Source organism: Bacillus sp. FSL K6-0993 (genome assembly GCF_037977205.1).
Classification (GTDB): Bacteria; Bacillota; Bacilli; order Bacillales; family Bacillaceae; genus Bacillus; species Bacillus subtilis.
In genome coordinates, this window is record NZ_CP150275.1 from 2750745 (window position 1) to 2771171 (window position 20427).

The 20427-nt window shown below is 44.6% G+C and carries 21 protein-coding genes, 1 tRNA gene and 1 other annotated feature; of the genes, 3 read left to right on the plus strand and 19 right to left on the minus strand.

All coding sequences use genetic code 11. The features are described from left to right. Positions 1 to 144: 144 nt before the first annotated feature. The 8 genes from ddcA to ilvB form a co-directional block, all read right to left on the minus strand. Positions 145 to 1149, minus strand: a complete 1005-nt coding sequence (gene ddcA / locus MHH79_RS14385; RefSeq protein WP_047182978.1) for a DNA damage checkpoint antagonist DdcA — start codon at positions 1147 to 1149, stop codon at positions 145 to 147. Positions 1150 to 1267: 118 nt separating this feature from the next. After that, positions 1268 to 1867, minus strand: coding sequence for a 3-isopropylmalate dehydratase small subunit (gene leuD / locus MHH79_RS14390; protein ID WP_063335546.1), 600 nt, complete (start codon positions 1865 to 1867; stop codon positions 1268 to 1270). A gap of 12 nt (positions 1868 to 1879) precedes the next feature. After that, complete coding sequence (leuC, locus tag MHH79_RS14395; RefSeq protein WP_003229604.1) at positions 1880 to 3298, minus strand: 3-isopropylmalate dehydratase large subunit; 1419 nt, start codon at positions 3296 to 3298, stop codon at positions 1880 to 1882. 49 nt (positions 3299 to 3347) lie between these two features. After that, the gene (gene leuB / locus MHH79_RS14400; protein WP_100506483.1) at positions 3348 to 4445 is read right to left on the minus strand and encodes a 3-isopropylmalate dehydrogenase; all 1098 of its coding nucleotides are present in this window, start codon (positions 4443 to 4445) and stop codon (positions 3348 to 3350) included. A 20-nt stretch (positions 4446 to 4465) separates the two neighbouring features. Beyond that, on the minus strand, positions 4466 to 6022 hold the full coding sequence (locus MHH79_RS14405; RefSeq protein ID WP_100506482.1) for a 2-isopropylmalate synthase: 1557 nt from the start codon (positions 6020 to 6022) through the stop codon (positions 4466 to 4468). After that, positions 6009 to 7037: a ketol-acid reductoisomerase gene (ilvC, locus tag MHH79_RS14410; protein ID WP_003222549.1), complete on the minus strand. Its 1029-nt coding sequence runs from the start codon at positions 7035 to 7037 to the stop codon at positions 6009 to 6011. Before ilvC ends, MHH79_RS14405 begins: the two co-directional genes overlap by 14 nt. Positions 7038 to 7060: 23 nt before the next feature. Beyond that, entirely contained in the window at positions 7061 to 7579 is a 519-nt protein-coding gene (ilvN, locus tag MHH79_RS14415) for an acetolactate synthase small subunit (protein WP_047182982.1), read from the minus strand. Beyond that, positions 7576 to 9300, minus strand: a complete 1725-nt coding sequence (gene ilvB, locus MHH79_RS14420; protein ID WP_047182983.1) for an acetolactate synthase large subunit — start codon at positions 9298 to 9300, stop codon at positions 7576 to 7578. Before ilvB ends, ilvN begins: the two co-directional genes overlap by 4 nt. Positions 9301 to 9421: 121 nt before the next feature. Next, positions 9422 to 9668 (minus strand) — a binding site (T-box leader). Between the two features lie 446 nt (positions 9669 to 10114). Between ilvB and cotQ the strand changes: the two genes are divergently transcribed. The 3 genes from cotQ to MHH79_RS14435 all read left to right on the plus strand — a co-directional run bounded on the left by cotQ (position 10115) and on the right by MHH79_RS14435 (position 12073). Continuing rightward, positions 10115 to 10450 (plus strand): inner spore coat protein CotQ, encoded by a 336-nt coding sequence (gene cotQ, locus MHH79_RS14425; protein WP_021480258.1) that lies wholly within the window; start codon positions 10115 to 10117, stop codon positions 10448 to 10450. Positions 10451 to 10612: 162 nt separating this feature from the next. Then, positions 10613 to 11068 carry a GNAT family N-acetyltransferase gene (locus MHH79_RS14430; RefSeq protein ID WP_063335549.1) on the plus strand — a complete coding sequence of 152 codons (456 nt, stop codon included), beginning with the start codon at positions 10613 to 10615 and terminating at the stop codon, positions 11066 to 11068. A 183-nt stretch (positions 11069 to 11251) separates the two neighbouring features. Continuing rightward, positions 11252 to 12073, plus strand: coding sequence for a YsnF/AvaK domain-containing protein (locus tag MHH79_RS14435; protein ID WP_309530181.1), 822 nt, complete (start codon positions 11252 to 11254; stop codon positions 12071 to 12073). Positions 12074 to 12136: 63 nt separating this feature from the next. Here the strand turns inward: MHH79_RS14435 and MHH79_RS14440 are convergent. From MHH79_RS14440 to sdhA, 11 genes are all read right to left on the minus strand, one after another. Further along, positions 12137 to 12210 (minus strand) — tRNA-Arg (locus MHH79_RS14440). Between the two features lie 130 nt (positions 12211 to 12340). Next, complete coding sequence (locus tag MHH79_RS14445; protein WP_003229585.1) at positions 12341 to 12850, minus strand: metallophosphoesterase; 510 nt, start codon at positions 12848 to 12850, stop codon at positions 12341 to 12343. Positions 12851 to 12865: 15 nt separating this feature from the next. Further along, entirely contained in the window at positions 12866 to 13462 is a 597-nt protein-coding gene (locus MHH79_RS14450; RefSeq protein WP_216999853.1) for an XTP/dITP diphosphatase, read from the minus strand. Positions 13463 to 13478: 16 nt separating this feature from the next. Continuing rightward, on the minus strand, positions 13479 to 14216 hold the full coding sequence (rph, locus tag MHH79_RS14455; RefSeq protein WP_063335552.1) for a ribonuclease PH: 738 nt from the start codon (positions 14214 to 14216) through the stop codon (positions 13479 to 13481). Positions 14217 to 14326: 110 nt separating this feature from the next. Continuing rightward, entirely contained in the window at positions 14327 to 15427 is a 1101-nt protein-coding gene (gene gerM, locus MHH79_RS14460) for a spore germination protein GerM (protein ID WP_003229578.1), read from the minus strand. Between the two features lie 114 nt (positions 15428 to 15541). Beyond that, positions 15542 to 16360, minus strand: coding sequence for a glutamate racemase (racE, locus tag MHH79_RS14465; protein ID WP_015251521.1), 819 nt, complete (start codon positions 16358 to 16360; stop codon positions 15542 to 15544). A 7-nt stretch (positions 16361 to 16367) separates the two neighbouring features. Further along, on the minus strand, positions 16368 to 16808 hold the full coding sequence (locus tag MHH79_RS14470; RefSeq protein WP_003229573.1) for a MarR family transcriptional regulator: 441 nt from the start codon (positions 16806 to 16808) through the stop codon (positions 16368 to 16370). Between the two features lie 243 nt (positions 16809 to 17051). Next, a complete protein-coding gene (gene gerE, locus MHH79_RS14475) occupies positions 17052 to 17276 on the minus strand; it encodes a spore germination transcription factor GerE (protein WP_003184172.1) in 225 nt (74 codons plus the stop codon). Positions 17277 to 17391: 115 nt separating this feature from the next. Then, positions 17392 to 17835 carry a thioesterase family protein gene (locus tag MHH79_RS14480; RefSeq protein ID WP_015251520.1) on the minus strand — a complete coding sequence of 148 codons (444 nt, stop codon included), beginning with the start codon at positions 17833 to 17835 and terminating at the stop codon, positions 17392 to 17394. 60 nt (positions 17836 to 17895) lie between these two features. Beyond that, positions 17896 to 18657 (minus strand): succinate dehydrogenase iron-sulfur subunit, encoded by a 762-nt coding sequence (sdhB, locus tag MHH79_RS14485; protein ID WP_003229569.1) that lies wholly within the window; start codon positions 18655 to 18657, stop codon positions 17896 to 17898. Between the two features lie 2 nt (positions 18658 to 18659). Then, positions 18660 to 20420: a succinate dehydrogenase flavoprotein subunit gene (gene sdhA, locus MHH79_RS14490; RefSeq protein WP_003229567.1), complete on the minus strand. Its 1761-nt coding sequence runs from the start codon at positions 20418 to 20420 to the stop codon at positions 18660 to 18662. Positions 20421 to 20427 lie beyond the last annotated feature (7 nt).

A 20427-nucleotide genomic window follows, 5' to 3' on the forward strand; every position in this document is an offset into this window, starting at 1 on the left:
CTGCCAAAGATCAGAATCATTATGTATAGATGTTAATAATGAACTGCAAAGCCTGTCCAACCGTATTTCTTATAACCCGTTATACACAAATACAACCACTATATTATAACATAACACATAGCGCTTTCAACTATATGGCGCGATTTACAAATAAGAAATTTCTTCAATATCTTTTAACATTGTGCAAGCTTCATCGAGTTCTCTGTCTGTAAATTCATACATCATATGAAGTTCTTCGCTTTCAATTTCAATCCCGTGCATCTCGTAACCGACTTTATGAAGAGCAGCCGCCCAAAGGTCAGCCGACAGCAATTTCGGCTGGAACGGATATAAAACGTACAAATGTCTTCTCCACAATTCTTCTACTGCCGCATATAAGGTTGGATTTTCATTTCCAAGTGTCTCATCCAGCACCCTGAGAACACGGTGCAGAATCGGGGCGGCATCAGGCGGAACAATATCAGACGGTTCAATTGTCAAAGACTCGCCAAATTTACTAATGTGCACAGGTTTACTGTACTCATGCTCAGCCAACAGCATGACAATCATCGTTTTGATAATCGGATGGGCTGAGGGGTCTTGGAGAATTGTTTTGAGCAATCCTGTATACTTTGCTACGTTACGGTCTTTTAAGGAATGAATGAGATTCATTTGCTCCTCAGGGCTTGCCAGCACTTTCTCGGTGTCAATTGTATCCTCATATTCTTCGGCCCAAGCCTCGTCCTCACGATCCGGATCGGTCATTTTCCGGCTGAAATCCAGCAGCTTATAAAATTGCTCGGCGCTTTCTGCCGGCAGCTGATTTTCTTCCAAAACGGCTTCAATGGTGCTTTTGACTTCTTCATATTTTTTGAGCTGAATTAAGATGGTCATGTACACCTGCAAAACCGTAAAATAATGGCCATAACCTTCTTTGAGCATCTTCTCGCACACGCTTTTTGCCTCTTCCAGCTCGCCCAGTTCTAAAAAGCAGATGGCCATCCCTAAGTGAAGATCGGATTCAGTATCATCATATTTCATCGCTTCTGAAAACAGTTCAAGCGCTTCTTGATACTTTTTTTCCTTTAGTGATGACATCCCTTTTTCCACAAGGCGGTCTTTCAGATGAGGAAAAGGAATAATTTTTGCGTTCTTCTTGTCATGCGTCATACCTATATTCCTTTCAGGCATTTATTTTGTTCAAGTGTATCAACACCTGTGAACAAACACAAGAATTGAAAGGTTTCATTAGGCAAAAAAAGCCGCCGGACAAATACCGGCCGCTTTTTCAGGCTTGAAGCCAAGAGCTTCTTTGTGATTCAAATTGCTTGATTTCATCCTCCAGCAGCAGCGTTAATGAAATTTCATCATATCCGTTGATCAGCATCTCTTTCCAATGCGGATCAACTTCAAATGAAATTTGATTGCCTTCACTGTCATGAATCAGCTGATTTTCAAGGTCAACAGTCATTTGCAATGACTTGTTTTCATACTGGCCGACAAGCTGTTTCCAATTGTCATATGGCATGCGGATCGGAAGCATGCCATTTTTAAAGCAGTTCTGATGGAAAATATCAGCAAATGACGGTGCAATGATAATTTTAAACCCATAATCATCAAGTGCCCACGGAGCGTGTTCACGCGATGACCCGCAGCCGAAGTTTTCTCCCGCTATTAAAATGGAAGCTCCTTGATAAACAGGCTGGTTTAATTCAAATTCAGGGTTCGGTTCACCATTCGCATCATATCTCCAGTCAAAGAATGCAAAACGCCCGTAGCCTGTTCTTTCAATCCTCTTCAAAAATTGCTTAGGAATAATCTGGTCTGTATCCACATTGATCCGATTTAATACGGCCGCTTTCCCCGTATGTGATTTCAAAGGTTCCATCTCGCGCACTCCTTACACAACTGTTTTTTCCTGATAAAACTTTCTGACATCAACGAAGTGTCCGTGAATGGCAGCCATCGCAGCCATTGCCGGGCTGACGAGATGTGTTCTTGCACCTTTTCCTTGTCTGCCCTCGAAGTTGCGGTTAGAGGTTGATGCACAGCGCTCTCCCTCAGGAACAACATCATTATTCATACTCAAACACATGCTGCAGCCTGACTCTCTCCATTCAAATCCAGCCTCCAAGAAAATCTGGTCAAGCCCTTCTTTTTCAGCCTGAAGCTTCACGCTTTGGGATCCGGGCACGACGATGGCCCTTACGCTGTCAGCTACCTTCTTCCCCTTGATCATATCAGCAGCCTGGCGAAGGTCAGTCATGCGGGAATTCGTGCAGGAACCGATAAATACGTGCTCCACTTTAATGTCTTCAATTTTCTGATGAGGAGTGAGTCCCATATATTCATAAGCGCGAATCGCTTCTTTTTTGTCATCTTCTGCAGAAAAGCTTTCCGGCGCAGGAACTTCAGAATCGACAGGAAGAACCATTCCCGGGTTAATGCCCCATGTCACCATAGGGGAAATTTTGTTGCCGTCAAGGACGATAGATTTATCGTAAACAGCGCCCGGGTCTGTGCGCAGCGCCTTCCATTCCTCTACGGCCTTGTCAAATTCTTCGCCTTTTGGCGTGTACTTGCGATTTTTGCAATATTCAAACGTCACCTCGTCAGGTGCAATCAAACCTGCTCTTGCTCCTGCTTCAATTGACATGTTACAAACAGTCATTCGTTCATCCATCGTCATATTTCTGAATACTTCCCCAGTGTATTCAATGACGTAGCCTGTGCCGAATTTCACACCGTATTTGCCGATGACAGCAAGGATGACATCCTTTGCCGTTACCCCTTTTTGAAGCGTTCCATCTACGCGCACTTCAAGTGTTTTTGGACGCTGCTGCCAAAGTGTCTGTGTGGAAAGGACATGTTCAACTTCACTCGTCCCGATTCCAAATGCAAGAGCGCCGAAAGCGCCATGTGTTGATGTATGACTGTCACCGCACACAATCGTTTTCCCTGGAAGCGTTAAGCCCAGTTCAGGGCCGACGACATGAACAATCCCTTGATCCACACTGTGAAGATCGGCAAGGCGCACGCCAAATTCCTCACAGTTTCTTTCAAGCGCCGTTACCTGGCGTTTCGCAACTTCATCCTTTATCTCAAAACGATTGACAGTCGGGATGTTGTGGTCCATTGTCGCAAATGTATTTTGGGGTCTTCTGACCTTTCTTCCCTTTTGTCTCAAGCCTTCAAATGCCTGAGGAGACGTCACCTCATGAATGAGGTGCAAATCAATATAGAGAAGATCCGGCTTTCCCTCACCATGTTTTACAATATGCTGATCCCAAATCTTTTCGATGATTGTTCGAGGCATCATCTTTTATTTCCTCCCTCTACCTAGAGCTAAGACCGCTTAACGTAAGCTGTCACACATTAGAAATTGTATTTTCACTCATGATTGCTGCCTTAACTTCCTCTGTAATGGCCTGAGTGCTGCTGAACTCTTCACCCCGTGCCAAGTCTCTTGTTCTTTTTCCGGAAGCCAAGACTTTGTTTACCGCATCTTCTACAGCTTTCGCTTCCTCTTCAAGCCCGAAAGATGTTCTCAAAAGCATTGCCGCTGACAATATGGCTGCGAACGGATTTGCCATCCCTTTACCGGCAATATCAGGCGCGGAGCCATGAACAGGTTCAAACAGATGAAGACCAGAGCTTGATAGGCTGGCTGACGGGAGCATTCCGAGCGAGCCTGTAAGCATGGACGCTTCATCGCTTAAAATATCACCGAACATATTTTCAGTCACCACGACATCAAATTGATTCGGTGCATAAATTAGCTGCATGGCCGCGTTATCCACAAGCATGTGCTCAAGCTTCACATCAGGAAACTCTTGTGCAACGTCCTCAGCCACTTCACGCCACAGCCGGCTTGATTCAAGAACATTCGCTTTATCTACAGAGGTCACTTTGCCTTTTCTGGCTGCCGCCATTTTGAAGCCCTCTCTGATCACTCGTTCAATTTCCGTTCGCTTATAAAACAGTGTATCTACTGCTTCCTGCTCACCTTTAGTGTTTACATAGCGTTTGCTCGGCTGGCCGAAATACAAGCCGCCTGTGAGCTCACGAACGATAACGAAATCAACATTATCTATATATTCTTTTTTCAAAGGCGAAGCGTCAGAAAGGCTTTCAAATACCTTCACAGGCCGCAAATTCGCAAACAAATCAAGCTGTTTTCTGATGCTGAGCAGCCCTTTTTCCGGTCTCAGTTCCGAAGGATTTTGATCCCATTTCGGTCCGCCGACAGCGCCAAGCAATATCGCGTCTGCATTTTTACAAGCAGCAACGGTTTGCTCCGGGAGGGGGTTATGATGTTCATCAATAGCCGCCCCTCCAATCAGGCCATATTCAAATTCAAATTCATGGTTAAATCGTTCGGCAACACTTTTCAGTACGTCTGTCGCTGATTCTAATACTTCAGGGCCGATCCCGTCTCCGGGCAATAGAGCAATACGTTTCTTCAAGTTAACCGTTCTCCTTTCTTTTATGATCCGACAGCTGTGTGGTTTTTCAATCCGCTCATATTCGACTGGAAAACCAATTGACGGTTTACTGCGTTCAAATAGGCTTTCGCTGATGCTTCTAATACGTCTTGCGCTATGCCCCGCCCTGCTGATTCTTTTCCGTTCACCAAAACTCTTACATACACCTGGGCAAATGCATCTTCGCCTTTTCTGTTAGACTGAATGCGGTAGTCTAAGAGCTCCACATCCTTATCGATGCAGCGCTCAAGCGTATTGTAGATTGCTTCCACGCTTCCAGCTCCAGTTGCAGCTTCCTGAATAAGCTCTGCGTTTTCTTGATTTTTCAAAGAAAGAGTAGCCGTAGGGACCTGACTTGTTCCGTAATGTACTTGCAGAGAAAGAAATTCATACCCAATCTTGCGATCTGTTACTTTTTCTTCTAAAATAAGAGAAACAAGATCCTCATCAGTGATTTCTTTTTTCTTCTCAGTCAACTCTTTGAACATCGTAAAGAATTTATTAATCTCTTCACTGTCAAATTGGAATCCTAAAGCAGTCAGCCGGTCTTTAAATGCGTGGCGTCCGGAATGTTTACCTAGGACAAGCGCATCTGCGGTTACGCCGACAAGCTCCGGTGAAATAATTTCATAAGTCGATTTTTCTTTTAAAAAGCCGTCCTGATGGATGCCTGATTCATGAGCAAATGCATTATCTCCAACAACCGCTTTGTTGCGCGGGACAGCCATGCCTGTCAGTTTGCTTACTAAATCACTTGTTCTCTTAATCTCGTTTAGTGTAATACCTGTTTCGACTTGGTAGAAATCTTTTCTGGTATGGAGGGCTACGGCAATTTCCTCTAATGCCGCGTTTCCGGCTCTTTCACCGATCCCATTCACAGCGCATTCGATTTGATCAGCGCCATTTTCAATCGCAGCAAGAGAGTTTGCGACTGCCATTCCCAAATCATCATGACAGTGGGCTGAAAGCTTTGCTTTGTGAATGTTCGGAACGTTTTCCTTCATATATTTAAAGATATTTCCGTATTCCGCCGGGGCCAGGTAGCCGACAGTGTCCGGAAGATTGATAACACTGGCGCCTGCGTCAATCACTTTTTCGACGATTTCTGCTAGAAACGGCAGTTCAGTGCGGCAGGCATCTTCAGCTGACCATTGCACAATCGGAAAACGTTCTTTTGCGTATTTCACCATTTCAACCGCTCTTTCAATGACTTGCTCACGTGTCATTTTCAGCTTGTGCTTCAAATGAATGTCCGATGTGGCGATAAAAACATGTATTCTCGGGTGAGAACCTTCTTTTAACGCTTCCCAAGCAGCATCAATATCACCTTTTACACAACGGGCCAGACCAGTTACTGAACAATTTTTAATGGTTCTTGCGATTTCCTGAACAGCTAAAAAGTCACCTCGGGACGAAGCGGGAAATCCCGCTTCAATGATATCTGCCCCGAGTCTTTCGAGCTGCTTAGCTATGGCAAGTTTCTCCTGTGTATTCAAGTTCACTCCAGGGGACTGTTCACCATCACGAAGCGTCGTATCGAAAAAATTAATTTTGCGCAACGGAGACCACCGCTTCCTTCTTCTTGCCTTGTTTCACAAACGGCATCATTTCACGAAGCTTTCTTCCTACTACTTCGATTTGATGTTCGTTCTCGCTTGCATTGATAGCGTTGAAACGAGGACGGTTTACTTGGTTTTCGACGATCCACTCTTTTGCGAATGTACCGTTTTGGATATCTTTTAATACTTCTTTCATAGATTCTTTTACTTTAGCATCAACAACGCGAGGCCCTGATACGAAATCTCCCCACTGTGCTGTGTCAGAGATTGAATATCTCATTCCTGCCAATCCTTCTTCGTACATAAGGTCTACGATTAATTTCAGCTCGTGCAGACACTCAAAGTATGCAAGTTCAGGCTGATAGCCTGCTTCAGTTAATGTTTCAAATCCGGCTTTGACAAGCGCGCTTAATCCGCCGCAAAGAACTGCTTGCTCACCGAACAAATCTGTTTCTGTTTCTTCTTTAAATGTCGTTTCTAATACGCCCGCTCTTGCGCCGCCGATTCCTTTAGCATAAGCGAGGGCTTTGTCTCTTGCTTCTCCAGTCACATCTTGATAGATTGCGAACAATGCAGGTACGCCAGCTCCTTGCTCATATGTTCTTCTGACCAAGTGTCCCGGGCCTTTAGGCGCCACTAAGAATACATCTACATCCGCCGGAGGAACAATTTGATGGAAATGCACGTTAAATCCATGAGCGAATACTAATGATTTTCCTGCTGTCAATTCATCTTTGATTTCAGCTTCGTATACTTTTTGCTGCTGCTCATCCGGAAGCAGAACCATGATGATTTCGGCTTGGGCTGCCGCTTCTTTTACTGAAAATACTTTATGTCCGTCTTCTTGGGCTTGAGTGAAAGATTTTCCTTGTCTAACACCGACGATCACGTCTACTCCGCTTTCTTTAAGGTTCAGGGCATGTGCGTGACCTTGCGAACCGTACCCGATAACCGCTACTGTTTTTCCAGCCAATACGTTCTCTTTGATATCACCGTTATAATATACTTTTACCATTTCAATCTCTCCCTTGTTATGTTTTATACAATAGATATTGTTTTATTGGATGACGCCTTTTGCTGGGTTCCCCTCGCAAAAGCCGTTGTACCTGTTCTCGCGATTTCTTTAATGCCATAAGGTTTTAATAAATCAATAAGCGCTTCAATTTTGTTAGATTCACCTGTCACCTGAACAACGATGCTGTCTCTGCTGACATCAACGACAGAGGCTCTAAACGGTTCTATGATTCCATTAATCTCTGTTCTCGTTGAAGGTGCGGAGACAACCTTGATTAAGGCCAGCTCCCTCTGGACAATCGATTGATTTGTGATGTCTGTGACTTTCAGCACATCAATCTGTTTGTTGAGCTGTTTCGTTAACTGTTCAACATCATTTTCTCCTTCAACGTGAACGACGAAGGTGATTCTGGAAACGCCGGCTGTTTCTGTGTGTCCAACTGTAATGCTTTCAATGTTGTAATGCCTTTTTGTGAATAGACCGGTGATCCGGTTTAACACTCCGGAGCGGTTCACCACAGTCAATGTGATAATTCTTTTCAAGGTTTCACCCCCACCATTTCATGCAGCCCTTTCCCCGGAGCCACCATCGGGAATACTTTTTCTTCGCTGGCAACCCGCACATCAATGACAACAGGTTCTCTTGATGTTAATGCCTCTTCCAGCTTTTCCTTTGCTTCCGCTTCTGATGAAATTCTGATGCCTTTAATGCCGTACGCTTCGGACAATTTGACGAAGTCAGGCTGAGAAGCGAATTTAGATTCTGAATAACGTTCTTCATAGAAAATTTCTTGCCACTGTCTGACCATTCCGAGACAAGCGTTATTTAAAATCACTACCTTAACCGGAAGATTTAATTCGCGAATAACATCGAGTTCTTGAAGCGTCATTTGGAATCCGCCGTCTCCGACAACCGCGACAACAGTAGCATCTTTTTCGGCCAGCTGTGCGCCGATCGCCGCCGGAAGACCGAATCCCATCGTTCCAAGTCCGCCTGACGTGACCCATTTATCTGCTTTTAGGAACGGATAAAATTGCGCTGACCACATTTGATGCTGGCCTACATCCGTTGCGACAATGGCCTCTCCTTTTGTAAATTGATGAATATATTCAATCAATTTCTGAGGTTTAAAACCTTCTTCTTCATTATCTACATACCAGAGCGGATACTCTTCTTTCCATTCTGCGAGCTGTTTTTTCCATTCGCTTGAATCGCTTTGTTTGCCGTCTTGTTTGATCAGCTCCTGCAGGACAATTTTGCTGTCTCCGACTACAGGAATCTGTGTTTTCATGATTTTTCCGATTTCAGCTGGATCAATATCGATGTGGGCAATCTTTGCGTTTCTGGCAAAGTGTTTCAGGTTTCCTGTGACACGGTCATCAAAACGGGCGCCGATACTGATTAATAGATCACATTCATGAAGGGCCATATTGGCTGTATAAGTACCATGCATTCCCGCCATCCCTAGGAAAAGCGGATGGTCAGCCGGGAAGCCTCCGAGTCCCAAAAGGGTGTGTGCCACAGGGATTTGCTGCTGTTCAGCATAATTTTTTAATTCTTCTGACGCTTTTCCGTGCAGTACGCCCGCACCCGCCAGGATCACCGGTTTTTTCGCACTGCTCACGGCTTCCACAAGCTTGCGGATCTGCAAATAATTCGGCTCTGTTGTCGGCTGGTATCCCGGGAGATTCATCTCATGATCGTAGCTGAATTCTCCTTCAATTGTTGCTACATCTTTCGGAATATCAATCAATACAGGTCCGGGTCTTCCAGTTGTTGCAATATGGAACGCTTCTTTAATGATGCGCGGCAGATCTTCCGGCTGGCGAACCTGGTAGCTGTGTTTTGTTACTGGCATCGTAATCCCTAAAATGTCCGCTTCCTGAAATGCATCGCTCCCGATTACAGAGGTTGCTACCTGCCCTGTAAAGACGACTAATGGCAATGAATCAATCATGGCATCAGCAAGGCCTGTAACAAGGTTTGTCGCTCCCGGTCCTGACGTGGCAATGACGACACCCGGTTTTCCGGAGACTCTTGCGTATCCCTCCGCTGCATGAATTGCTCCTTGTTCGTGACGGGGAAGGATATGTACCAACCCTGAATTGTATAGCTTATCGTAAATCGGAAGCACAGCCCCGCCCGGATAACCGAAGATCATTTCTACTTTCTCTTTTTTTAATGATTCAATCAGCATTAATGCTCCGCTCATCGTCTGTGTACATTTGGCAGATGCTGAATCCACCTGTACATTAGTCCCCATTTTAGTTCCTCCTTTTGGATTTTCATCCTTTAAAGATCATCTTTTCATTAGCTAGATAGCTGATTATTCAATAAAAAAAGCCCTTCCGCCCACAATCAGCCGCGCAGTAACTGCGATAGCTAAAAGGGGCGAAAAGGCTTTTCTTTCCGCGGTACCACCCTTGTTTACGGCCTGTTAATCGGCCGTCTCATGGATATTTCTATCCGCTTTAGTAACGAGTGAATCAAGTTCACCCGGCCAAGTCCTACTGTCATTTCAGACTGGCACTCTGAGGCGAGTTCACCTTGTAAAGCTTCGCCGGTTCTCAGCTACCCCGGTTCTCTGTGGAAAGCTTTTTCAAGGCTACTTATCCTCATCTGCGCTTTTCATATTCAGCCTTCGGAACGGCTTTCCAGCTGTTCAAGAAGGTCGTTTGTTTTTCATTTTTTTAGAATCATACTGCGATGATTTTCGCTTGTGAAGCTTGCGTTTATCTTTTGTTGAACTCATATTACGCCGCTTTGGACGCAGTGTCAACAGCATTTTTTAAAATTATTAGACAATTTTGATTAATCAATCTATATTGTATACGCTTTCATTATTGGTACAAAAGGAATTGCAAATGTTAAAAGTTTTTATAATTTTTTTATTAATCTATCAATAATACACCAGAATTATTTAATTTTATATAAACATGTAAGGTTTTATAACACGCTATGGTTCGTATATGGATTGAGTCTGACAGATCATCTTGCAATCCATTTCAATTTCGGATAGGCACCCCTATTATTCCCCGGCATACATTAATGGTATCTTGCAAAGAAAAGGTGATACGATGAATAAATCATTAGCAGACATGCAAGGATTCCCTGCAGGCTTTCCAAGCTTCCCGAGCTTTCCGCAGCATCACTATCCTGCTGTCCCTTCCTTTTACCAGCAAAGCCATCAGCCATTTGGAGGCTACGGATACGGACAGCCGTTCAGCCAGGCATATAGCCCGTTAACCACTCCCTCTGCTATGTACTCCTCTTATCCATACACTTCAGATTTTTTCGGGCAGCAATTTTCAGGCACTGGCTTCAGCGGCCATAGCGGCGGGTTCAGTATTCCGGCGACACACGTCGGCGGGTTCAGCGGAACAGCCGGTGTGCATGGAGGCTTTAGATATTAAAGAAAACTACAAGGGCCGAACAACGATTTCGGCCTTTTTTTCTTTCAAGCATCTTCTGCAACTCATACATTCCAAAAGTGCTTCAATACTGTCAGATTTTCTGTCTTTATAGTTGGAAACAGGATGGAATATGATTAAGATGAATGTTTGAGGAGGAATAAAATGTATATAAAAATAGATGATTTAACTGGACATCAGGTGGTTTCACTGGTGAATGAGCATTTACATAGCATGACGCTTATGTCCCCGCCGGAAAGCATCCATGCCTTAGGTTTAGAGAAACTAAGAGGGCCTGGAATAACATTTTGGAGTGCATGGGAGGGTGATGAACTAGCCGGTTGCGGAGCGCTAAAAGAACTGGACAGCCGGCACGGAGAAATCAAATCAATGCGAACATCTGCATCACATTTAAGAAAAGGCGTTGCCAAACAAATTCTCCAGCATATCATTGAAGAAGCTGGAAAACGAGGCTATGAGCGGTTAAGCTTAGAAACGGGTTCAATGGCTTCATTTGAGCCGGCAAGAAAGTTGTATGAAAGCTTCGATTTTCAGTATTGTGAACCGTTTGCAGACTATGTTGAAGATCCAAACAGTGTGTTTATGACGAAGGAATTATGAGACGATTTTATAAGGATAGATAAGTGCAGGGGAAGGTCTGTCTTATCTATCTTTTTTTATATTCACACATTTTTCACCTTTATGATACACGCCAATGTTTTCAATTTTGTTTAATTCAAAGAACAGCGGGAATTACAAACGACATGAACGATATCATGCAAATTCATAAAGGAGGAGATTGATATGAAAAGCATAGTTGGTGTATATGAAACTCCGCAGGAAACCATCGCAGCGATTGAAGGCTTACTCACAAAAGGCTATGATTCTGATGACATTTCTGTTGTGACAAGCCGGCGAGATACAGATTATTTGGAGTCACGTACAGGAACAGAAGTCAATCAAGCTATCGATGCACATCAGGACGAATCTGAATCTTTTTTCGATAAACTGAAAGATTATTTCACAATGGATGATACTGCTACACACAGCAAAGCATTATCCGACTTGGATATTAAAACGGATGAAATAGACAAGTATCAAGAAGATTTGGATGACGGAAAACTTCTGGTAGCCGTCGATACAGATGCAGATGTAATTGCTCCTATTGATAACGGCAATGCCCTTTCAGGCGGCTTTTCAAGCACAAATGAATTGGATTATACAACGAAAGAAGAAAAAACGATGCCGCTCCGAGAAGAACAGCTGAAAGTCGATAAGGAAGACGTTCAAACCGGCGAAGTAGAAATAGGAAAAGAAGTGAAAACAGAAAAAAGAGATATGGACATCCCGGTGAGACATGATGAAATTTATGTCGAACGCCGTCCAGTGGATGAAAATAAAACGGATGCTTCTCCCGTCAACGATTCGGAAGAAATCAGAGTGCCAATCGTTGAGGAAAAGCTGGAAGTGACTAAAAAACCAGTTGTCACTGATGAAGTGGTTGTCGGTAAACGCACTGTTGAAGAAAATGAACATATTTCTGAAACTGTGAAAAAAGAAGAACCTCGTCTGAATAAAGGCGGAAAAGTTGACGGCTTGGATGATGATCCGTTAAATAACAAATGAAAATCATAAGCTGACAACAAAAAACCTCAAATCCTAAATGGATTTGAGGTTTTTCTTTTAGTACGTCCCAGGAGAGATTCGAACTCCCGACCGACGGCTTAGAAGGCCGTTGCTCTATCCAGCTGAGCTACTGGGACACGTTTTGTTTTTTTGTTTTTCGCTTTAACTATCAGCGACAAGATTTATTATATACGGGATGCAATAATAAGTCAACGGTTTTTTAGAATTTTTTTCATGAGGAAGAAAATTTTCTTCCTCATGACATTTTCATAGTGTGACTCGGTTTTGCAGATCCTCAATTTCATTGCCTGCTTGGTCGTAAAAACGGACTGTCGCAGCATCATTTTCTAATGTCAGTATAGCATAGCTTTCTGTCCTGCGCACCCTCGGAAGCCGGATGCTGCCTGGGTTAATCATCAGTTTTCCGCGCAGCACTTCGCTTCCCGCGATGTGCGAATGCCCGAAGCAGATTACATCCGCTCCGAGCTCCTCTGCACGATAGTATACGTTTAACAAGGTCTGTTTTATACCGTGAAGGTGGCCGTGTGTGACCAGTATTTTTCTTGAGCCGGCAGTCAGAAGAAGCTCGTCCTTAAAATCGCCGGCAAAATCGCAATTGCCTTTTACAACCGCATAAGGCTCCAATGCAGGATGCCTCGTTTCAAGCTCAGAGTCCCCGCAATGAATCATGAGATCAACTTCTGCCTCATGCCGTTTCGCAATGGTTTGGAGTTCTTCTTCAAGCCCATGGCTGTCACTGATAATCAGCACGTTCATGTACAAGCTTCCTCCTTATGTCTCCAAAAGCTTAGACAGCTTTTTAAGCGCGTCAGCCCTATGGCTGATTTTATTTTTTTCATCACTTGTCAGTTCAGCCATTGTCTTATCTTTATCTTTCACGATAAAAATTGGGTCATAGCCAAAGCCATATTCTCCTCTCGGTTCTTCAGCAATATACCCTTCAACATGGCCTTCGACTGTTTTTGTTTCCTCTCCGGGAATACTCACGGCCAGTGCGCAGCGGAAACGGGCGGTGCGCTGTTCTTTTTCGATACCTTTCAGCTCGCTGAGCACTTTTTCGATATTTGCCTGGTCGTCTTTCTGTTCTCCTGCATAGCGGGCTGAATAAACCCCGGGTCTGCCGCCAAGATTATCGATGGATAGACCGGAGTCGTCCGCAATCACCATTTTGTTCACTGCTTTGGCAACAGCTTCCGCTTTCAGAATGGCATTTTCTTCAAATGTATGGCCTGTTTCTTCAATTTCTTCTGTGAATCCAATTTCAGCTAAAGATTTGACATCATAGCCTCTTGGCTCAAGAATTTCTTTGAATTCCTTCACTTTTCCCGGATTATGTGTTGCAATAATTGCTTCTTTCATGATGATCAAGCCTTTCTGTCTTTATTTATTTCAGTTCTGGCAGAGAATCACCCAGCACTTCTTTTTGCTTGTCAATCAGCTCTTGAATTCCTTTTTCCGCAAGACCGAGAAGACCGTGCAGATCCTCTCTTGAAAAAGTCGCCTCTTCCCCGGTTCCCTGCAGTTCCACAAAACGGCCGCTGCCTGTCATGATGACATTCATGTCAACTTCAGCGGAGGAATCTTCTTCATAATTTAAATCTAACAAAATTCCCTGTTCCTTATCAATTCCAACAGAGATTGCAGCAAGAAAATCAGTGATCGGATTTGTCTTGATTGTTCCTGCTTTGATCAGCTTGCCAATCGCAATCGCCATAGCAAGAAATGCGCCTGTAATGGAAGCTGTTCTAGTTCCTCCGTCAGCTTGAATGACATCACAGTCAATCCAAATCGTCCGTTCACCGAGCTTTTCCAGATCTACAACAGCTCGAAGCGCGCGGCCGATCAAGCGTTGGATCTCCATTGTTCTGCCGGAAATTTTCCCCTTAGAAGATTCTCTGATTGTTCTTTGGTTTGTTGCCCGCGGCAGCATGCTGTACTCTGCTGTAATCCAGCCTTTCCCTCCGCCCCGCAAAAACGGCGGTACGCGGTCCTCAACAGACGCGTTGCAGATTACCTTTGTATTTCCCGCTGTTATTAGAACAGAACCTTCCGGATGGCTGATAAAATCCAAATCGAATGTGATTGGACGCAGCTCATCGTGTTGTCTTCCGTCATGTCTCATGTTTTACCTCCGATTGTATGTACATAAACCATTTTTGTCCCGGAATTGAATAAAGAAAGAGGCAGCCGGAACGCTAACCTCTTTCTTTCTAGTATATCAAAAATCCCAATTTAAAAACTACCCGTATTCACTTGAGAAGGTCTGGAGACCGGTTCTGTGAGCTTTTCGCCTTTTTCATTTACAAGCTCTGATTTTCCGTTCACTTTAACAGAGACGCTTTTTACATCCGGCTGCTCCGTTAACGTCAGCACAATGCTGTTCAGCACTTCTGAAGAAATCATTTTCGTCTTCTCATCGGCGCTGCCGAATATAGATTGATTGAAATCCAACGTCACGCGCCCGTCTTTGATTTTCGGTTTGCTGACCAGCTTTACATCTTCACTGAAGTCTGTTAACAGCCCGCTCACCTTGCTTGGCCCTTTAGCCAATTCATTGATGGCTGCTGTAATGTCGTCCTTTTCCGAATTGTCGATTCGTTTCGTCACCGGCACGTAGTATTCACTGTCCTCGTTTTCCGCCAAATAGTAGACTGTCAGCGGATGGGTAGCAGTGAGATCATTTACACCGGCTGTTTCCAAATTAATGCCGTCTTTGCGGCTTAAATCATCTGAGATCGGCGTCCCTCCTACAGGCATCTCCTTCAATTCATGCCCGTTTATTCTTAGCTTCACTTTATCTATCGAACTAAATTGCGTCAGCGTCCACGTCACAGATTGAACGATTTTCTGTTCGTCTTCTTTCTTATAATTTTTGAACTCATTAGAGAAATCAGCTATCGCGGTTCCATCTTTTTTGATGTCAACGTTAACGGTGGTGTCAGCCGGCAATACAGCTCTGAAGCCATTCGGAAGAATTTCTGACACAGGCCCGCCCTGTACGAGGTATTCAAGCGCCTGCTTAGCCGTGCTCTCACTTTTAGGGAGAGGCAGCGTTTGCGCAACAACATACCCGTTTTTATCAATGAGATAAAGCTCCCTCATAACAGTAGATGAGGCTTGATCCGCTTTTGCGGTATCGCTTTTTTCACTTTCTGTTTTTTTGGCTGCTGTTGTATTTGAATTGGCACCCGCTTCATCGTTCACGAATGTAACGTCTTGAGGCGGATCAATTTCCTCGGCTGCCTTATCAGATTGAAACAAACCGCATCCGGATAAAAGCAAGGCAGAGGTGAGACAAGTGGCACCAATGACTGCAGGTCCTTTTTTCAGCATACTTTTCCCTCCTAAGGATGTTTGTACTATTATGTATACGAGCCTCTTTAGGAAATAGACCGAAGAATTCCGGCAAAACAGAAAAAAACCCGCAACATACCGTTGCGGGGAAAACTATCTTCTAATCGGTTCTTGCAGTGAGATGCATTCCACATGGCCCACCTCATGCCCAAACCAATCGTCTGCGATTTTCGCAAACTGATCACGCGCTCCTGTTGTCAAGAACTGATGATCCGGGGCATTCGCAGACTGGTTCAGCAGCCCTTTATACGAGAGAATCGTGCTGACTTCCCGGGCTGTTTCATCGCCGGACGAAATAATGTTAACGTGTTCTCCCATATATCTTTGAATGGCTTCTTTCAAAATGGGATAGTGGGTGCAGCCTAAAATCAGCGAATCAATCGATGTATCTTTTAACGGATACAGCGAGGTTTTGACAATCTCGTCTGCTGTTTTGTCAAGAAACTTCCCGCTTTCCACAAAAGGCACAAGCAGCGGGCAGGCAAGGTTTTCAACCTTCAGATCAGGATTTAATGCCAAAAGCGCCTCTTCGTACGCATTGCTCTTAATCGTATTCTCTGTGCCGATGACACCGATATGCTGATTATCCGTCACTTTTATCGCTGCTCTCGCACCAGGCTGAATCACTCCGACCACCGGTATACCGACGCTTCGCTGGATGTCATCCAATGCGATCGCTGTTGCTGTATTACAGGCGATCACGAGCATTTTGATATGGTGGTTTTCGAGTAAATAATTCGTCAGCTCCCACGTATATTGAAGCACCTCTTCTTCAGGGCGCGGCCCATAAGGACACCGTTTCGTATCCCCGACGTAGATAATATTTTCTTTAGGTAGCTGTCTCATGATTTCCTTCGCAACGGTTAAACCGCCAACCCCGGAATCAATGACTCCTATTGGTTGTTCCAACAAAATCGCCTCATTTTCTCTTCATTTCATGCTGCAGTTTCATCAAAGATTTTTCGAAGATGGCTATTTCTTCATCTGTAAACGATTCGAACATATCACGCAGATATTCCTGTCTTTTTGTAATGACCTCTTGGATAATACGTTCTCCTTCAGGCAGCAGATGTATCCGGACAACACGTCTGTCCGCCGGGTCCTTGACCCGCTCAACAAGCTCATTTTTTTGCATGCGGTCAATTAAGTCCGTTGTCGTGCTGCATGCCAGATACATTTTGCCCGATAATTCACCGATTGTCATATCTCCTAATTCATAAAGCCATTGCAAGCCGACAAATTGCGGCGGCGTAATCGCATATTGGTTAAGGATTTCTCGTCCTTTTTGCTTAATGATCGCGGCAATGTGGCGGAGTGACTTTTCAATATCCGCAACATGCTCCAAAGGTTTTGATGTCATTTGTCCATCCCTCACTCAAGGATCTCTTACGCACAAAAGCGTTCCGTGTCTATTTTCCTTCTTTTTTGAAGAAAATGCAAGACTCGCAGGAGAGAAATAGAGGACTTTAGTCAAACAACATCAAGTCATAAAATTTATTTTATGACTTGCCTACGTTTTGCACAGCATTCCAAATATGGTTTCGAATGTTCCAACAAACAGCAATAACCGGCTCCTTCCTAAAAGAAGGAATACCGGCAAGGATTAAAGCTCTAGCTCACCCATTCTAAGAAGCTCAACAACGGCTTGCGAACGCCCTTTCACACCCAATTTCTGCATGGCATTTGAAATATGGTTTCGAACGGTTTTCTCACTGATAAATAGCTCGCTTGCAATCTCCTTTGTTGTCTTATCTTGAACGAGCAATTCGAACACTTCTCTTTCTCTTTTCGTTAGCAGCGGCTTCGATTGAAATTCTTTCTCCTTCAAGTATTGTAACCCTCCTTGCTAAGGTGAGAGCGAATCAGAAACGAATGGGTTTTGATATAGTCGAGATATCATATGTAAGAAGGGCGCAGGAGGTGACGTTTACAAGATAATTAGTTTATCGTGTATGAAGAAGCGTTTCTTTCTCCTCATCCGTCCAACTGACAGCCTTGCCGCTTTCCTTTGAAACTTGAACCATCACAACTGCCCCGGTGAAGCAGGGCTCGCCTTCGAGGTTCTCTCCGAGATAGTGCAAGGTAAGAGATGAACTGCCGACTGCGCTTGTTTTCACATAGATACGCAACTCTTCATAAGGCATGACTTGGCGCAAATAATCGCATTGCTGGCTTGCCACGACTGTCATGGTCTGTTTGTTTTCACTCATCATATTCAGCTTTTTAAAATAAGAAATCCGCGCCTCCTCAAAATATATAAAAGGGGTTACATTATTCATATGCCCAAACATGTCTGTCTCGGAAAATCTTACGGATACCTCATTGAAAAAAGAAAAGGATGTTTTCCATTCTTGAAACGGCATATCAATATAAGCGGGAAGCTTCATCTTTTTTCATCTCCTTATTGTTTAAAAAAACCTCTCCCATGCGGAAGAGGTTTTTTCTTCTTATACTCTGTCGCTTCCGAAGAAATTGCGGAACGCTTGTAAGTTTGTATCTCTATTCAAGGCTGCAATCGAAGTGGTAAGCGGAATCCCCTTCGGACAGGATTGAACACAGTTTTGCGAGTTGCCGCAATCTGCAAGGCCGCCTTCATCCATTAATGCTTCTAATCGTTCAGATTTATTCATGGCGCCTGTCGGATGCGCGTTAAACAGGCGGACTTGCGACATCGGTGCAGGCCCCATGAACTTCGATTTGCTGTTCACATTCGGGCAAGCTTCGAGGCAGACGCCGCATGTCATGCATTTTGATAATTCATATGCCCATTGACGGCGTTTTTCCGGCATTCTCGGCCCCGGTCCTAAATCGTACGTACCGTCAATCGGTATCCACGCTTTAACTTTTTTCAATGAATCAAACATTCTGCTGCGATCAACCTGCAAATCACGAACGACTGGGAATGTTTTCATTGGTTTTAAACGGATCGGCTGTTCAAGCTGGTCAATAAGCGCCGTACAAGACTGGCGGGGTTTTCCGTTTATGACCATTGAACATGCGCCGCATACTTCCTCAAGACAGTTCATATCCCATGTGACAGGGGTTGTCTTCTCACCTTTGACATTAACCGGATTCCGGCGGATTTCCATCAGAGCGGAAATGACGTTCAGATTCGGGCGGTATGGAATCTCAAATTCTTCATCGTAAGGCGTGCTGTCGGCTGTATCTTGACGTGTGATAATAAATCGTATGGTTTTTTGTTCACTCATGATTATTTCGCCACCTTCTTCTTCGAGTAATCCCGTTTCCGAGGCGTTATCAGTGATACATCGACATCCTGATACTCAAATTCCGGCGCTTCATACGGGCTTACATGTTTAGCCATTGTTGTTTTGAGCCATTCGTCATCATTACGTTCAGGATAATCTGGTTTATAATGGGCGCCCCGGCTTTCATTACGGTTGTATGCGCCAAGGGTAATCACCCTCGCAAGCTGAAGCATGTTCGAGAACTGGCGTGTGAACATCGCTCCCTGGTTGCTCCATTTTGTCGTGTCATTGATGTTGATCTTTTTGAAGCGCTCCATTAACTCCTGAATTTTGTCATCCGTTTTCAAAAGCTTGTCATTATGGCGGACAACCGTTACGTTCGCCGTCATCCACTCACCGAGCTCTTTGTGAAGAACATAGGCATTTTCGGTTCCGTCCATACTCATAATATCAGCCCATTTTTCTTCTTCTTTCTTAACGTGAGCGTCGAATAGGGATGAAGACATGTCTTCCGCTGAAGATTCTAAGCCGTTTACATATTTCACCGCATTCGGTCCGGCCACCATGCCTCCGTAAATCGCAGACAGCAGGGAGTTCGCTCCCAAGCGGTTGCCGCCGTGCATAGAATAATCACATTCCCCAGCCGCAAACAGTCCAGGGATGTTTGTCATTTGATCGTAATCCACCCATAAACCGCCCATAGAATAATGGACCGCAGGGAAGATTTTCATTGGAAGCTTACGCGGGTCGTCTCCCATGAATTTCTCATAAATCTCAATGATGCCGCCAAGCTTAATATCAAGCTCTTTCGGATCTTTATGAGACAGATCGAGATATACCATGTTTTCACCGTTAATGCCGAGCTTCTGGTTCACACACACATCAAATATTTCGCGTGTCGCAATATCACGCGGCACCAGGTTTCCGTATGCCGGATATTTTTCCTCCAGGAAATACCATGGTTTGCCGTCTTTATATGTCCACACGCGCCCGCCTTCTCCACGCGCTGATTCACTCATCAGTCTTAGTTTGTCATCGCCCGGTATGGCTGTCGGGTGGATTTGAATGAATTCTCCGTTTGCATAATACGCTCCCTGCTGATAAACGATTGATGCAGCAGATCCTGTATTAATCATGGAGTTCGTTGATTTTCCAAAAATGATTCCCGGTCCGCCCGTCGCCATAATGACAGCGTCTGAACGGAAGGATTCAATTTGCATGTTTGTCAGGTTTTGTGCAACAATTCCGCGGCAGGTTCTGTCATCATCTAAAACAGCGCCAAGGAATTCCCAGCCTTCGTATTTTGTGACCAGACCCGCAACTTCGTATCTACGCACTTGCTCGTCCAGTGCGTAAAGCAGCTGCTGTCCCGTCGTCGCACCAGCATAAGCAGTTCTGTGGTGCTGTGTACCCCCGAATCGGCGGAAATCAAGCAGGCCTTCAGGCGTCCGGTTAAACATGACGCCCATTCGGTCTAATAAGTGGATGATAGAAGGCGCCGCTTCACACATCGCCTTGACCGGCGGCTGGTTGGCAAGAAAGTCTCCCCCGTATACCGTGTCATCAAAATGTTCCCACGGAGAGTCACCTTCCCCTTTTGTATTGACCGCTCCGTTTATGCCGCCTTGCGCACAAACCGAATGAGAACGTTTGACAGGAACGATGGAAAACAGCTTAACCGCCATTCCTGATTCCGCTGCTTTAATTGTCGCCATGAGGCCGGCAAGACCCCCGCCGACTACGATAATGCTTGATTGACTCATGATAGCC

Excerpts from the sequence above, each read along its gene's own strand:
- MHH79_RS14435 (WP_309530181.1), top strand. The coding sequence starts at position 11,252 with ATGAAAAGCATAGTTGGTGTATATGAAACTCCGCAGGAAACCATCGCA.
- MHH79_RS14430 (WP_063335549.1), top strand. The coding sequence starts at position 10,613 with ATGTATATAAAAATAGATGATTTAACTGGACATCAGGTGGTTTCACTG.
- sdhA (WP_003229567.1), bottom strand. The coding sequence starts at position 20,420 with ATGAGTCAATCAAGCATTATCGTAGTCGGCGGGGGTCTTGCCGGCCTC.
- MHH79_RS14445 (WP_003229585.1), bottom strand. The coding sequence starts at position 12,850 with ATGAACGTGCTGATTATCAGTGACAGCCATGGGCTTGAAGAAGAACTC.
- ilvC (WP_003222549.1), bottom strand. The coding sequence starts at position 7,037 with ATGGTAAAAGTATATTATAACGGTGATATCAAAGAGAACGTATTGGCT.
- rph (WP_063335552.1), bottom strand. The coding sequence starts at position 14,216 with ATGAGACATGACGGAAGACAACACGATGAGCTGCGTCCAATCACATTC.
- sdhB (WP_003229569.1), bottom strand. The coding sequence starts at position 18,657 with ATGAGTGAACAAAAAACCATACGATTTATTATCACACGTCAAGATACA.
- ddcA (WP_047182978.1), bottom strand. The coding sequence starts at position 1,149 with ATGACGCATGACAAGAAGAACGCAAAAATTATTCCTTTTCCTCATCTG.
- cotQ (WP_021480258.1), top strand. The coding sequence starts at position 10,115 with ATGAATAAATCATTAGCAGACATGCAAGGATTCCCTGCAGGCTTTCCA.
- MHH79_RS14470 (WP_003229573.1), bottom strand. The coding sequence starts at position 16,808 with ATGACATCAAAACCTTTGGAGCATGTTGCGGATATTGAAAAGTCACTC.
- MHH79_RS14480 (WP_015251520.1), bottom strand. The coding sequence starts at position 17,835 with ATGAAGCTTCCCGCTTATATTGATATGCCGTTTCAAGAATGGAAAACA.
- gerM (WP_003229578.1), bottom strand. The coding sequence starts at position 15,427 with ATGCTGAAAAAAGGACCTGCAGTCATTGGTGCCACTTGTCTCACCTCT.
- leuC (WP_003229604.1), bottom strand. The coding sequence starts at position 3,298 with ATGATGCCTCGAACAATCATCGAAAAGATTTGGGATCAGCATATTGTA.
- leuD (WP_063335546.1), bottom strand. The coding sequence starts at position 1,867 with ATGGAACCTTTGAAATCACATACGGGGAAAGCGGCCGTATTAAATCGG.
- ilvB (WP_047182983.1), bottom strand. The coding sequence starts at position 9,300 with ATGGGGACTAATGTACAGGTGGATTCAGCATCTGCCAAATGTACACAG.